This is a genomic window from Dyadobacter sp. SRI_021, from assembly GCF_057586235.1.
Genome location: NZ_JBYCZM010000003.1, coordinates 48731 through 63119, shown reverse-complemented (window position 1 = coordinate 63119; position 14389 = coordinate 48731). Strand labels below are relative to the sequence as shown.

12 protein-coding genes are annotated in these 14389 nt (G+C 50.3%); 10 read left to right on the top strand and 2 right to left on the bottom strand.

Going from position 1 to position 14389, the window contains the following annotated elements; all coding sequences use genetic code 11:
* Positions 1-278 precede the first annotated feature (278 nt).
* The 7 genes from AC2YIT_RS09545 (at position 279) to AC2YIT_RS09515 (ending at position 9668) form a co-directional block, all read left to right on the top strand.
* On the top strand, positions 279-2204 hold the full coding sequence (locus tag AC2YIT_RS09545; RefSeq protein ID WP_487279052.1) for a PfkB family carbohydrate kinase: 1926 nt from the start codon (positions 279-281) through the stop codon (positions 2202-2204).
* Positions 2204-4447, top strand: a complete 2244-nt coding sequence (locus tag AC2YIT_RS09540) for a ligand-binding sensor domain-containing protein (RefSeq protein WP_487279051.1) — start codon at positions 2204-2206, stop codon at positions 4445-4447. Before AC2YIT_RS09545 ends, AC2YIT_RS09540 begins: the two co-directional genes overlap by 1 nt.
* A gap of 14 nt (positions 4448-4461) precedes the next feature.
* Complete coding sequence (locus AC2YIT_RS09535) at positions 4462-5511, top strand: polysaccharide deacetylase family protein (protein ID WP_487279050.1); 1050 nt, start codon at positions 4462-4464, stop codon at positions 5509-5511.
* 13 nt (positions 5512-5524) lie between these two features.
* Positions 5525-7744, top strand: a complete 2220-nt coding sequence (locus AC2YIT_RS09530) for a ligand-binding sensor domain-containing protein (RefSeq protein WP_430844245.1) — start codon at positions 5525-5527, stop codon at positions 7742-7744.
* A gap of 56 nt (positions 7745-7800) precedes the next feature.
* The gene (locus tag AC2YIT_RS09525; RefSeq protein WP_487279049.1) at positions 7801-9123 is read left to right on the top strand and encodes a DUF3748 domain-containing protein; all 1323 of its coding nucleotides are present in this window, start codon (positions 7801-7803) and stop codon (positions 9121-9123) included.
* 81 nt (positions 9124-9204) lie between these two features.
* Positions 9205-9408: a DUF2683 family protein gene (locus tag AC2YIT_RS09520; RefSeq protein WP_430844242.1), complete on the top strand. Its 204-nt coding sequence runs from the start codon at positions 9205-9207 to the stop codon at positions 9406-9408.
* Positions 9399-9668 (top strand): Txe/YoeB family addiction module toxin, encoded by a 270-nt coding sequence (locus AC2YIT_RS09515; protein WP_309980760.1) that lies wholly within the window; start codon positions 9399-9401, stop codon positions 9666-9668. The genes AC2YIT_RS09520 and AC2YIT_RS09515 overlap by 10 nt, the downstream gene beginning before the upstream one ends.
* On the opposite strand, the gene AC2YIT_RS09510 is transcribed toward AC2YIT_RS09515, so the two are convergent.
* Positions 9658-10212, bottom strand: coding sequence for a Uma2 family endonuclease (locus tag AC2YIT_RS09510; protein WP_487279048.1), 555 nt, complete (start codon positions 10210-10212; stop codon positions 9658-9660). The genes AC2YIT_RS09515 and AC2YIT_RS09510 overlap by 11 nt on opposite strands.
* Before the next feature lie 71 nt (positions 10213-10283).
* Entirely contained in the window at positions 10284-11312 is a 1029-nt protein-coding gene (locus AC2YIT_RS09505) for a LacI family DNA-binding transcriptional regulator (RefSeq protein ID WP_487279047.1), read from the bottom strand.
* Between the two features lie 143 nt (positions 11313-11455).
* Between AC2YIT_RS09505 and uxuA the strand changes: the two genes are divergently transcribed.
* The 3 genes from uxuA to AC2YIT_RS09490 are packed head-to-tail and all read left to right on the top strand — an operon-like array spanning position 11456 to position 14358.
* A complete protein-coding gene (uxuA, locus tag AC2YIT_RS09500) occupies positions 11456-12661 on the top strand; it encodes a mannonate dehydratase (protein WP_487279046.1) in 1206 nt (401 codons plus the stop codon).
* A 24-nt stretch (positions 12662-12685) separates the two neighbouring features.
* Complete coding sequence (locus tag AC2YIT_RS09495) at positions 12686-13477, top strand: SDR family NAD(P)-dependent oxidoreductase (RefSeq protein WP_487279045.1); 792 nt, start codon at positions 12686-12688, stop codon at positions 13475-13477.
* Between the two features lie 23 nt (positions 13478-13500).
* Positions 13501-14358, top strand: coding sequence for a ThuA domain-containing protein (locus AC2YIT_RS09490; RefSeq protein WP_487279044.1), 858 nt, complete (start codon positions 13501-13503; stop codon positions 14356-14358).
* The last annotated feature ends 31 nt before the right edge of the window (positions 14359-14389 follow it).

The window sequence follows — 14389 nt, the reverse complement described above, 5'->3', positions numbered from 1 at the left end:
TCTTCATTTTGCGCATCATTGTACGATTTAATCATAACATAATAGTAACTTATCATTTATCACATATTTCCTCATTTCCAGATAGTTCTTGGCGAAAAATACTTGGGAACAACCGACAGTTTCGCTTCCGTTTTACGACTGCAGCTTTTAACAATTTTGTAACATTTGCTGCAAATCGCCGGTGTTACGATAGCCCTCCTTCCGGCATCGGTCGTATTACCCAAAAACACCTCAACATCCATATCCATTTTATCCTAAATCCAGACTAACCTTTGCTCATGGATCAAAGCCGCATCAATCAGATACTAGAGAAAATCTCCGCCGTTCAGATCGCCGTGTATGGCGACTTCTGTCTCGACTCGTACTGGGTCATGGACGACCGCACTTCCGAAGTTTCCATTGAAACCGGTTTGCAGGCCCAGGCCGTTGCCCGGCATTACTATACGCCGGGAGGGGCAGGGAATGTCGTGGCCAACCTTGCCGCGCTCAAACCGGCGGGGATCAGGGTGATCGGTGTAGTAGGCGACGACATGCAGGGACGGGAACTCACAGCACAGCTCCAACAGCTCGGTGCGGACACGAGCGCATTCATTATCCAGAAAGACAATTTCAATACATATAGTTATCTCAAACGGCTCGTCGACGGCCAGGAAGAGCCGCGCATTGATTTTGGTGTATATAATGAAAGGAGCGTCGATACGGACAAGCAACTTGTAGCCGCGCTTGAAAAAGCATTACAGGAATGCGACGCATTGATTTTTAACCAGCAGGTGACCGGGAGCATTACCAACGTTTCGTTTATCGACGATGTGAACACGCTTTTCACTAAATATCCCGACAAAATCGTGATGCTGGATTCGCGGCATTTCAACGACAGCTTCCGGAATACATATCTTAAATGCAACGACCGCGAGATCGCTTCTTTGAATGGCCTGAATGTTGCACCGGATGAAACCGTGCCTGTAAGCGATGTGAAAGGTTATGGCACCGAAGTGTTCAGCCGGTACCGCAAGCCCGTGTTCGTAACCTGCGGCGAGCGCGGCATTATCGCATTCGACGAAACAGGTTACCACGAAATTCCGGGCATCCAGCTGAAAGGCAAACTCGACACCGTCGGAGCGGGCGATACGGCGATCAGCGCCATTACGCTTTGCCTTGCTGCCGGGCTATCGCCTGCCGAGGCCGCATCGTTCGGCAATTTTGCAGCGGCGGTGACCGTGCAGAAGCTATTTACAACCGGAACCGCAACCGGCGAAGAAATTGCCGTGGTGGCTAAAGACCCGGATTACATTTACAATGCCGACCTTGCCGAAAACGAGCGCGCAGCGGTTTACTATCCTGAAACGGAATTCGAAATCTGCGTGCCGGAGATCCTGGATAAGCTGGGCCATATACGCTATGCCGTTTTCGATCACGATGGTACCATCAGCTCGCTTCGGCAGGGTTGGGAAGAGATTATGGAGCCTGTGATGATGAAATCCATTCTCGGGCAACAGTACGACACGATCGATGCCGGCACATTCCATAAAGTACAGGCCGAATGCAAGGCATTCATTCACAAAACCACGGGCATTCAGACCATTTACCAGATGGAAGGGCTGGTAAACCTGGTGCGTGAATTCGGATTTGTGCCCGAAGACCAGATCCTTGATAAATTCCAGTACAAGGAAATTTACAACGACGGCCTGATGGAGATGGTGAACAAGCGCATGGAAAAGCTCACCAACGGAGAACTAGGCCAGGAAGACTATACCCTGAAAGGTGCAGTTGCATTTCTGCGGGAACTTAAACAACGCGGCGTGACCATGTACCTTGCAAGCGGTACCGATGCCGAAGATGTGAAAAACGAAGCCCGGATGCTTGGCTACGCCGATTTGTTCGACGGTGGAATTTACGGTGCATTGCGCGATTACACCAAGTTTTCAAAGAAAATGGTGATCGAGAAGATCATCCGAGATAATAACCTGCAAGGCAAAGAACTGGCGGTATTCGGCGATGGCCCCGACGAAATACGCGAAGGCCGCCGCGCGGGAGGCATTTCGGTGGGCATTACGAGCAACGAAGTACAGCGCTTCGGGCACAATCCAGCCAAGCGCCCACGGCTCGTACGCGCAGGCGCGCAACTGCTCATCCCCGATTTCTCGCAACATAAAAAACTGATCAGCCTGCTGTTTCAGGAGAGCGAAAACTACGCGGAAGCCTGATGCGACGTTTCGAAAAACAGCTGATTACCTGGCTGACCTGCGGATGCCTGTCGCTGCTCATCGCGTGCAAGAATGATAAAACTGTCGGAAATGAACCCTCCTTTTACCAGGATGAGGCTTTCATTCAGGAATATCACGAAGCCTATCCGATGGAGGGCAACGACGTGCGGGCAGTCCTGGCCGATCGCAACGGTAATGTATGGTCAGCTACGGCGAAAGGTGTTTTTCGTAAAATGAAGCATTACAGTAACTGGGTATCCGTGCTAGATGGCTACTCGAACGGGCCTTCGTTTGCTTTGGCGCAGGATTCAACAGGTACAATCTGGCTGGGAACGTGGAATGGGTTATACCAACATCAAAATGGAATAGTCAGCAAGGTGAATGGACCTATTGGGCCAATCTCCACGATTTGCACCAATGCAGGCACCGTTTACGCGATCGGCCCGAACGGCTTTTGGGCGGGTAATGAGACCGCTTTTACGTTACAAAAAGCAGCCATAGCAAAATCGGTGCGCGATGTGATCAGCGACGGGAAAGACGGCCTTTGGATAGCCTCCGATGTGGGACTTTACCATTGGACTCCCTCGCATCTGGAACACACCTATAAAACAGACGCTTTGATTGCCGCTTACACCAAAGGTTTAGCATTCAACCATGACGGAAGGCTCTGGATTGGCGGCCTGGGCGGAGTTACCATTCAGAATAACGGAAAAAAGGAGTCGGAACTGAGAACAGCCGACGGCGTTCCTTCTACCTATGTCACGGCCGTCCGTCTCGCTCCCGACAGCTCGATGTGGGTCGGCACGCAGACCGGCGTAATACGTTTCCGGAAAGACGGCAGCCGTTCGTTGCTGTTTTCAAGAAGGTGGCTGCTGGACGATCGGGTCAATGATATTGCATTTGACCATGATGGCAATGCGTGGATAGCGACGCCGCAGGGTGTAAGCGCCATTAAAAAGCGGGATATGACGCTAGCGTCCAAAGGCGCATTCTTTTATAATGTTTTGATGAAAAGGCATATCCGCGCTCCGTGGATCGCCGGGCAGGCGCATTTGCGCATTCCGGGTGATACAACGAGTTGGGAACCTGAGGACGATGACAACGATGGTGAGTACACCGGCAACTATCTCGCGATGGAAAGCTTTCGGTACGCTGCTACGAAAGATCCCGTTGCCAAGGAGAATGCGAAAAAGGCATTCGGCTTCCTGAAAATGTTGCAGGAGGTAACCGGTACCAACGGCTTCTTTGCGCGCACGATCATACCCGCTACGTGGACCCACATGCACGATGGCAACCGCGCGTATACGGAACGCGAGCGCGCGGACGAGCTCGTGAAGGAGCCGCGGTTCAAACCCGTGGAAACACGTTGGCATTTGTCGGACGATAAAAAGTGGCTTTGGAAAGGTGATACGAGCAGCGATGAAATGTGCGGGCATATGTTTGGCTACTACCATTACTATACGCTCGTAGCGGACGCCGCAGAAAAGGAAATCATCGCCGCACACGTAAGCAGGATCGTCGACTATCTCATGCAGCATAAGCTGAATTTCGCAGATGTGGACGGTAAGGCTACCCGCTGGTCAGTATGGTCGCCAGACCAGCTGAACCGCGACCCGGAATGGCTGCCCGACCGCAACCAGAACTCGATGGAAATGCTCGCATTCCTGAAACTGGCGCATTTCATGACCGGCAATGCCAAATACCAGAACGAGTACGTCAGGTTGATCGAAAAAGAGCATTACCTCGACAATATGAAAGAGGTGACGAAACAAAACCCGGCCTGGTTCATCTATTTCGATGTGATTTTGCAAGCATACCTCTATCCGATCCTGATCCATTGCGAACAAGATCCCGAGCGGTTGAAGTTTTATAAAAATCACCTGGAAGAGTGGTACTCGAAGCGCAAAGGCGACCATAACCCGCTGATTAACTTTATATACAACGAATGTCTCGACAAAAGGGCGGAGCTGAAAAATTCCGTGGATTTCCTGATCGACACGCCGCTGGATTTGGTAGACTGGCCGATCGATCACCGGAAAAGGGAGGATATCAAAGTGGTGCGCACGCCGGTTCTGGAAGACGAACAAGTAAGCGAATTACAGCCCGCCAGCATACGGCTCACCGTCCGATGGGACAAAAATCCATGGACATTAGCCGGCGGTGACCCGCAAGTGGAACGTGAGCCGGTTTTCTGGCTCCTACCCTATTGGATGGGCCGATATTTGGGAATGATTTCAAAATAGAAACAACATTCGATATGAAGACCTATCTTTTGCTCATCAACCTGCTATTACTGGTCATGCAAGAAACATCAGCACAACAGACCTATGCCGAAAAACTCGGCTGGCCCAAAGGCGCGAAGGTCATTATTTTCCATGTCGACGACGCGGGAATGTCGCATTACTCGAACGAGGGCGCAAAGAAATCAATCCAGAATGGCATTGCCACCTCGTGCAGCATTATGATGCCGTGCCCGTGGGCAGCGAGTTTTGCCAAATTCGCCGTCGCTAACCCAGGTATGGATGCCGGTCTGCATTTAACACTCACCTCGGAATGGAAAGACTACCGCTGGCCACCGCTGAACGGCATTGCGCATTCGGAAGGGCTCGTGGACGATGAGGGATGTATGTGGCATGAAGTGGAAGACGTGATCAAACACGCCAGCCCGGATGTGGTGGAGCAGGAAATACGCGCGCAACTGAGCCGTGCATTGAAACTCGGCTTGAAACCCACCCATATGGATTCGCATATGGGAACGCTGTTCGCGCATATCCCCTATCTGGAAAGGTATATCAAAGTCGGAGCAGAATTCGGCATTCCGGTCATGTTCCCCGGCGGAAACAACCAGCTTTTGAAAGAATGCCTGAACAATCCATTGGTCAAAAAGCTGAAAGCGGAGGGCAAATGGAAAGAAGGTATAGAACTTCCCGAACCTGAAATCACCAAGCGCTCGGCCGAATTCGGACAAAAAATATGGGCGGCCGGCTTGCCGGTACTCGACGACCTGCACACGATCAGCGGCGACTGGAAGCCCGAAGGCAGCGACGTCGCGCCCGAGCAATGGGGTAAATACAAGGCTCAGAAATTCATCGAAACGATCCGCAAAATGCAACCCGGCGTGGCGATGATGATCGTCCACAGCAGTGACGTCACCGACGATTTCAAATACATCAGTGCATCGGGCGGTTCGCGGTATGCCGACATGCGCTCGATGCTCGATCCCGACCTGAAAAATTTTATCCAGTCGGAAGGCATTATCCTCACCACCTGGAAAGAGATGATGGAAAGAAGGAAAAAAGTTAAATAACCAACTCAATACAATGCAAAAGCACTTTTTATTATCCCTCCTATTACTGACGGGCGCGGCTTCCGCACGTGCGCAGGTACAACCTGTGCATAAGGACAAGCCCTATTTGCAGGATTTAAGTATCAAATATTATGCTGATACCACTCAGAGTTCACTCCAACAGGTTGCCGCCGACCGCAACGGCATTATCCAGATGTTGGCCAAAGAGGGACTTCGGCACATTTCTGCGGGGCAATTCCTCTACCCCGGCAAAGTCGTTCCCGACCGGAATTACCGCTACATGAAGGATAAGAACATCAGCAACCTCATTTCCTACGAAAATCAACTCGTTTACCTCACCGACCAGGTGGTGTTCAGCAATGCGTGGGCTGGAACGCTGTTTTCAAGACACAGTCTTCCAAAGGCCAGCTTGCTCGCGGGCGGCAAGGATTTTACCTTCCTCGTTTCCGATGGTGCTTCGCTCGAATTGATCAAAGACTCGAAGAACCTCTGGAACGGCAAGCTGCCCGACGATGCTGTGATAGGACTAGCATTTCAGGATAATGCAAACCAGTTCTGGATTTTGGGGAACAAATCGCTTTACAAACTGGGTGTTCAGGACAAAAAGCTGACGAAAGTGCTCGCAGGCACCGATTTCACCGCATTTGATATTACTTCCAAAGAAACGAAGATCATCATTGGTACCAGCGACGGCTACCTTACTTTGGATATTCCAACCGGAAAGCAGACCGGCAGCATTAACCGCAAACTGCCCGTTACCAGGATTACCGCCGTGAAAGAAGTGAACGGCAAAGTATGGTTCGGCTCCGATATGGGCGCATTTGCATTGCGCGGCGATGGCAAGTTTGACTATTATTTTGGAGAGCGCTGGCTCCCAGGTAATACTGTTTTGGATATTGAAAAGGGGCCTAAGAACTCGGTACTGGTTTTAACGACCAAAGGTTTGGGACAAATCCAGTTCAAATCGATGACTTTGGAAGAGAAAGCTAAACTGTTTGACCAGCAGGTACGCCTGCGGCACATCCGCAACGGCTTCAACTCGCAACTTACCGGGCTGAATCACGGCGATTTGTCGACCGGCTACACCGAAGATTCGGATAATGACGGCCTTTGGACATCCATGTACCTTGGCGGCCAGATTTTCCGGTATGCAGTCACTAAAGATTCCGAGGCATTGCAAAACTGCCGGGAGTCGATGGACGCCATGGAACGACTTTACACCGTGAATCCCGTGGCCGGATTTCCGGCGCGTTCCTTTGAGCGTTCGGGGCATATCAATGAGCTGCACGATGTTGAACGCTGGCAGCATTCGCCCGAAAAAGAATGGGATTGGAAATCGACCACCAGCAGCGATGAAGTGATCGGGCATATTTTCGCCTTCGGTGCGGCCGCAGAACTGGTTGACGACCCGAAAATCAAGAAACAGGCCATTATGCTCATTGATACGGTCATGTCGCACATTGTAAAAAACAATATGTATCTGATAGACTACGACGGCAAACCTACTATGTGGGGTAAATGGCATCCCGACTATGTGAATGCCTTCCCCACCAATGTGGGCGACCGCAAGCTGAACTCGTCCAACATTGTAGCTATGCTCCAAACTGCCTACCATTTCACCAAAAAGGAGAAATACAAGACAAAAGCGTTCGAGTTGATGAACAAGCACGGCTATTTCGAGAATATGATGCGGCCCATGAGCGTAATCGGCCGGGCGCCGGAGGATGCCGACGAGCATGCGAAACACATGTCCGACGGCTGGAACCACTCCGACGACGAAATGTATTTCCTCGGGTACTGGGGGCTTTACCGCTATGCTTTTAACGATACGCTCAAAGCCAGTTACAAGAAGCAGATTATCGACCACTGGCAGGCGGAACGCCCCGAGAAAGAAGGAGCCTGGAACATTTTCACTGCGCTAACAGGCACCAAAGATTTTGACCTGAACGAATCTGTATGGTATTTGCAAGAGCATCCGATGGACCTGATCGACTGGGTGATCAGGAACAGCCACCGCAAGGACATCGAAAAGCTCGAACCCAACTTCCGTAAACAGACCACGAAAGAAGTCTTACCTCCGGATGAACGCCCTATTCAACGGCATAATGGTAATATGTTCAGCCTCGACCGGAACGGCGGCAACGGTTCCGGTGAGCATAGCGCCGGTGATATCTGGCTCCTCCCCTATTGGATGGGCCGTTACCTCGGCATCATTACCGGCCCCCAAAAGTAGATTTACCCATGAGACTTGTTTCTATTCCGCTTTTAACGTTCCTAACATTTTTGAGCATGCAATCCTGCCAGACCGACATCGCAGAAAAACAGATCACGCACGACCTGACCTACCACCACGACCTGGACAATAATGACAACTTTTCGCCCGATGGCGAATGGCTCGTGTATGACACCAGAACCGACGAGGGGGGAATCGCGGAATCGGCGCGGATCGAGCGTGTGAATATTGAAACGGGAGAGAAACAAGTCCTTTTTGATATTAAAAGCAATGCAGTTTGGGGCCCGGGTGCCGGGGCTGTGAGTTATAGCCCCAAAGAAAACGCCGTTGTATTTATTCACGGCCTTTCCACCAGCACCAAAGAGAATCCCTACCAGCAATGGCGCCGTACCGGCGTGATCATCTACGACGATCGCCCGAACGTGCCCGTATACATGGATGCGCGTGACGTGACGCCCCCATTCACACCCGGCGCGCTACGCGGAGGCACGCACCGGCACGAGTGGAGCGGCGACGGCCAATGGATCGGGTTCACCTACAACGACGCTATCCTGAAAGCGCTGGAAGACTCGACCGGGCAGAAGCGTAACCTGCGGACAATTGGTGTTTCCAAAAAAGTGAGGGCCGTTAAAGTGGATGAAAATGCGGAAAATGTATCCGGCGAATGGTTCAGCGCGTTGGCAGTTCGAGTTGTTCCAAATCCTGCTCCTGGAAGCGATGAAATTAGCCACGCGGCAAGTGACAGCTGGGTTGGAACAAATGGTTATACCGATACAAATGGCACCCGCCAGATCGCACGGGCATTTCTTGGCACTGTGAGGGATCAAAACGGCCGCGACGTACCCGAAGTTTTCATCGTCGATATTCCCGAAGACATTACTCAATCCGGACCACTAGGGCCATTGGAAGGGACTCTCACCGATTTCCCGATGCCACCCAAAGGTACCAGGCAACGTCGTTTGACTTTTACCGCCAACACGCCACATCCAGGTTGTGCGGGCATTGTACGGTCGTCACCGGACGGCAGTCAACTTGCTTTTGTTGCCGGGGATGCCAAGGGGGTCAATCAGATTTTCATCATTTCCCCAAATGGCGGCAAGCCGCGCCAAGTCACCGAATGCGCTTCCGACATTACCGGCAACCTGCGCTGGCATCCTGACGGCAAGCATGTTACCTATGTTTATGAAGGAAGCATTGTGCTTTGCGCGGTGGGAGACGCACCATTCAAAGAGAGAATCCAGGTTTTGAGCGAACCATCGGAGTTTGCTACGAGCAACCTGGTATGGTCAGCGGATGGGAAGGTGCTTGCATTTAACAGACTATTGAAGAATGAGGCCGGGAAGGGGGTGCAGCAGGTATTTGTGTTGCGACTAAATTGACAATTTGGGTATTAGACATTCTCTAACTGCTTTGGAGAGGTTTTCGAAAATTCATAACTTTGATATAAACCATTTCAAGTTATGGAAACTTTCATCGTGCAGCCGAAGAACGAGAATGAGCGTAATGCGATCGAAGCATTCTTCAAAGAGTTGAATATATCTTTCAAAACAGAAGACCGCGAAACCCTTTATGATGCCGAGTTTGTAGCCAAAATCAAACGGGGTGATCAGGATGTTGCAAGAGGACGCACTACCAAGATAACCCTGGACGACATATGGAAATAAAGTTGACGTCTGACGCTTTGAACGATTTGCAATACTGGAAAAAGACTGGTAATACACAAATTCTAAAAAGAGTCAAGCAACTTTTAGAAGCCATTCAATCAGCACCATTCCATGGCATCGGAAAACCAGAAGGGTTAAAAGGAAATCTTTCCGGCAAATGGTCGAGGAGAATTGATAAGGAACACAGATTGGTATACTCCGTAAACGATGACAATGTCATCGTTTTTTCTTTGAAAGGGCATTACAAAATCAAAAGCTGACTTTTCTGTAAACTACGCTAAGAGGCAAGTCTGCTTTGAAATAAGGCAATCTAATTACATTTTCTATTTTGTCATAGAATTCAACATACCAGCGCTCACCATCACGGATGTACATTTCAATCTGGCATTTGGCCTGTTCGATTATCAGGTAATATTGCAGTGAAGGCTCCGAGGAATATTCGTGAAGCTTTTCAACACGATCGGTTTTGGCTGTGCTTTCCGATAATACCTCAACTATAAGCAATGGTAAAGTAGTATACCGAACAGCGTCGCCCTTTTCTTCACATATCAGAAAATCGGGGATACGAACAACCCTGCCATCTTCAACTCGCAACTTTACAGCGTTTTGATAGAGTTCGTATGAGCTATCTTCTAATATTTTAGCGAGGTAGCGATGAATATTCCCAGCAATCCTATTGGAAGTAGTTGTTTCTCCAGACATCTCGATGATTTCTCCGTTGACGAATTCAAACCGGCCTTCGTGGGTTTCACAAAAGGCGAAGTATTCTTCCAGTGAATAGAGTCTTTCAGCCACAGCTTCCATATTTCTGCTTTGTTTTCAAAAATAATGAATTACAGGAGAATGCGATTGGCAAACGTTGAATGTAACGCAATTTACGACTTATCCAACCGAATCGACGACCTTCTGATAATCAGTTCCGAGCGTAGGATAATTGGTTCTGAATTGTCTGTGATTTTAGTCCCATTTAGTTGGCCGATCATGGTAGTCATCGCTGTCTTACCCATCTGATAGCCCGGATAAAAAACGGTTGTGAGCTGCGGCGACACTACTTGTGAAACCGGATCATTATTGAAACCAACAATGGCCATATCCTCCGGGATTTCATACCCCTTTTCTTTCAACGCCTGCATGCAGATCGCCGCACAAAGATCATTAGTAATAAAAATGCCGTCCGGTTTTTCTTCCATTCCGTCTATTTGCTCAGCTATGATCCTACCCGCTTCCTGGCTGAGGTCGGTCGATATAACAAGTCGATTATCCACCGGCAAGTTCTCATCAGCGATCGCCCGTTTGAAACCCTCTAGTCGGTCGGCATACACATTTCTTCGCAGGTCGCCGGTTGCGTGCATGACCCTGCGGCAGCCTTGATCCAGCAAATGGCGTGTTGCGTCGTAACCGGCCTGCTCATTATCGATGATCACCGCGCCGCATCGCGGGTGGTTCATAATGCGGTCGAAGAACAGGACGGGAATGTTCCGGTCGATAAATGTAGAAAAATGTTCAAACGAATCGGTGTCATAGGCCACAGAGACCAGCAGGCCGTCCACACGGCTGTTAAACATGGTTTTGGCATTGGCCTGCTCCTTCAATTGGGACTCCAACGATTGACTGATCAACAGGTTATATCCGAAATTATTGGCTACCTCCTCCATTCCCGCCAATACGGTTGACATAAAATTGCTATTCAACCTCGGCACGATCACACCGAGCGTGTTCGTCTTGCGGGTCCGCAAATGGCTCGCAAATGTGTTGGAACGGTACCCGAGCTCGGCTGCCTTCTCCGCAATGAGCGCCTTGGTTTTAACGTTAATCGCAGGATGGTCGTTCAATCCCCGGCTCACAGTCGCGGGCGACAATGCGAGTATTTTTGCGAGGTCGTAAATGGTAATTTCCTTTTCCATTATTCTTTTCTTGTAGGGGATCGCAGGCGCGTTTCCCGTCTATTGCAGGACAGGAATCCCTGCAGCCAGAATTTATGGCAAGTTAATGCAATCGGTTACAATACAAGATAATATTTATATTTTTATAAAAAAACCTGTTACTTATGATTCAAACAATGCGCTGGTTCGGCCCGAATGACCCGGTTTCGCTGATGGACATCCGTCAGGCGGGGTGCAGCGGCGTCGTCACTGCGCTGCATCAGATACCGGTCGGCGACGTCTGGACGAAAGACGCGATCCGGGAAAGGATCTCGCTAGTCGAAGCGGGCAATGAACGGTACACTGCCCTGAAATGGCTGGTCGTAGAGAGCCTTCCGGTGCATGAGCATATAAAGAAAGGGTTGCCGTCGCGCGAGCAGTACATTGAAAACTACAAAGAGTCTTTGCGTAATCTGGCAGCGGAGGGAATCCGGACGGTGTGTTACAATTTCATGCCGGTACTCGACTGGTCGCGCACCGATCTCACCTACACCTTCCCCGAAGGCCACAAAACGCTGCGGTTCGTATGGGAGGACTTTGCATTGTTCGATCTCTATATTCTCCAACGTCCTGGTGCTGAGGCGGATTATGACGAGCAGGTACGCGAATCGGCCAGACAGAAATTACAAGGCATGTCACCCACCGATATTCAGGGACTGACAAACACCGTTTTGCTGGGCCTGCCAGGTTCAGAGGAGGCATTTGAACTCGCCAATTTCCAGGAGTTACTCAATGCGTATGCTGCGATCGGAGATCGTGAGCTTCGTGAAAATCTATATTACTTTGTCAGCCAGGTGGCGCCGGTGGCGCAAGAGTTGGGTATAAACCTCTGTATCCACCCCGACGATCCGCCGCGACCTTTACTCGGCCTGCCGCGGGTCGTGAGCACCGAAGCCGATCTCGCGCAGCTGATGAATGCATGCGATGTCCGGGCAAACGGTATCACATTCTGCACCGGCTCACTGGGCGTCAGAGCGGATAACGATTTACCGGGAATTATTCGGCGGTTCGGCGACCGCATTCATTTCGTTCATCTCAGAACAACCAAAAGAGAGCCCGGTGACAACCGCAATTTCCACGAAGCACCGCATCTCGATGGCGATGTGGATATGTATGAGGTTGTCAAGGCATTGCATCAGGAAGAGCTGCGCCGCGATACAGCACATTATTCTGACAACCTGCTGCCTATGCGCCCCGACCACGGCTTTCAAATGCTCGACGATCTGCACAAAAAGACGTATCCCGGTTATTCCATGATCGGTCGGCTCAAAGCGCTGGCCGAGCTGCGGGGACTCGAAATGAGCGTTGCACGGTCGGTTCAGGATTATTAATCAAGATTTTATAGATTTTAAATAATGTCCACGAATATTCAAATCGAAACAATACCATCACTGAATGTCTTCTCCCTGGAGGGTAAAATTGCACTCGTAACCGGCGGGGGAAGCGGAATCGGCTTTTACATAGCGCAATGCCTCGCGCAGGCGGGCGCACAACTCGTGATCACCGGCAGGCGCGAGGACGTTTTGAAAGAAGCACTGCCCAAGCTCGGCGCGAATGCCCGTTATTTTGTCAACGACATTACAGACCTAAAATCGCTGCCTGCATTGATCGAAATAATCGAAGCGGAAGTTGGAGAAATAGACATTCTGGTAAATAATGCAGGCATTAACATGAAAAAACACGCCGTCGAAGTTTCCGACGAGGATTTCGACCGTGTTATCCAGACCAACCTGCACGCCGTTTTCTCGATCACCCGAGAATGCGGCAAGCGGATGGTAGAACGCAAGCGCGGCTCCATTCTGATGATCACGTCTATGGCTGCATTGTACGGTATCGATCGCGTGGTGGCTTACACCGCATCGAAGTCCGCCGTTGGAGGGATGGTGAAGGCATTAACTACGGAGTTTTCGCCCTATAATGTTCGTGTAAATGCCATTGCCCCCGGTTTCATCGAAACGCCGATGATGCTAACCGCCATGAATGGCGACCCTTCGCGCCGCGATAAAGCCATGGACCGCACGCCCATGGGTACCTGGGGTAAGCCCGACGACATCGGTTGGGCAGCAGTATTCCTGAGTTCGGAGGCCGCAAAATTCATTACCGGCGTTACACTGCCTGTGGACGGCGGCAATTCAATTGGATTTTAGTTAAACCTTTTCTTTTCGTATCAATGAAAAAACAAAACATCCTGACAACATGCCTTCTCTGCCTGTTATTCTTCGGGCTGGGGGGATTCGTAAGTACACACGCGCAAAAAATCAAATGGAACAAAGTTAAGGTACTGGTTTATACCAAAAACGGGAAGGGTTATGTGCATGACAATATTGCCAATTCCAAAACAGCGATCCTCGCCCTGGGAAAACAGCATGGTTTCGCCGTAGACACCACTTCCGATCCCTCGAAGTTTACGGATGAAAACCTGAAACAATACGACTGCCTGGTTTTCTCGAATACCAACAACGACGTTTTCGACACCGACGCGCAGCGGGTGGCTTTAATGCGCTACATTCAGGCAGGCGGCAACTTCGTGGGATTACATTCGGCATCGGGTACCGAGCGTAAGTGGCGGTGGTTCAAGGACCTGCTGGGCGGAACGTTCTTCTGGCATGAGCCGGGGCAGAGCTTTTCAGTCAAAATCCTGGATCCTAAGAACCCTTCGCTTGCACACCTTGGAAAAGAATGGCAGCGGCAAATCGATGAATTCTATTTTATCAAAGAACTCGGCGTAAATCTGAATGTACTGGCGGTAAATGATCACTCAACCATTCAAAAACCTGCCGGAAAGGCGCTGGATACATTTGGAAGTGTGTTTCCCTCTGTCTGGTGGCATGAATACGATGGCGGACGTTCCTTCTACTCATCGCTTGGACATCAGAAGGAGGATTATGAAAAGGAGGACCTTCGTAAACACATCCTTGGTGCCATTGAGTGGGCAATCGGGCCGCAGAAACCCAGAAATTACAGCAGGGCTTACGCAACGAGCCCGCAAGACCCGGTGCGAAACACTATTCCGGCGCTTTCGAAATAACCACCAACATATTAGTCATCAAATCCTAAAT

Bases quoted from the DNA above. Each gene is read 5' to 3' on its own strand.
- AC2YIT_RS09545 (WP_487279052.1), top strand. From the start codon at position 279: ATGGATCAAAGCCGCATCAATCAGATACTAGAGAAAATCTCCGCCGTT.
- AC2YIT_RS09540 (WP_487279051.1), top strand. From the start codon at position 2,204: ATGCGACGTTTCGAAAAACAGCTGATTACCTGGCTGACCTGCGGATGC.
- AC2YIT_RS09535 (WP_487279050.1), top strand. From the start codon at position 4,462: ATGAAGACCTATCTTTTGCTCATCAACCTGCTATTACTGGTCATGCAA.
- AC2YIT_RS09530 (WP_430844245.1), top strand. From the start codon at position 5,525: ATGCAAAAGCACTTTTTATTATCCCTCCTATTACTGACGGGCGCGGCT.
- AC2YIT_RS09525 (WP_487279049.1), top strand. From the start codon at position 7,801: ATGCAATCCTGCCAGACCGACATCGCAGAAAAACAGATCACGCACGAC.
- AC2YIT_RS09520 (WP_430844242.1), top strand. From the start codon at position 9,205: ATGGAAACTTTCATCGTGCAGCCGAAGAACGAGAATGAGCGTAATGCG.
- AC2YIT_RS09515 (WP_309980760.1), top strand. From the start codon at position 9,399: ATGGAAATAAAGTTGACGTCTGACGCTTTGAACGATTTGCAATACTGG.
- AC2YIT_RS09510 (WP_487279048.1), bottom strand. From the start codon at position 10,212: ATGGAAGCTGTGGCTGAAAGACTCTATTCACTGGAAGAATACTTCGCC.
- AC2YIT_RS09505 (WP_487279047.1), bottom strand. From the start codon at position 11,312: ATGGAAAAGGAAATTACCATTTACGACCTCGCAAAAATACTCGCATTG.
- uxuA (WP_487279046.1), top strand. From the start codon at position 11,456: ATGATTCAAACAATGCGCTGGTTCGGCCCGAATGACCCGGTTTCGCTG.
- AC2YIT_RS09495 (WP_487279045.1), top strand. From the start codon at position 12,686: ATGTCCACGAATATTCAAATCGAAACAATACCATCACTGAATGTCTTC.
- AC2YIT_RS09490 (WP_487279044.1), top strand. From the start codon at position 13,501: ATGAAAAAACAAAACATCCTGACAACATGCCTTCTCTGCCTGTTATTC.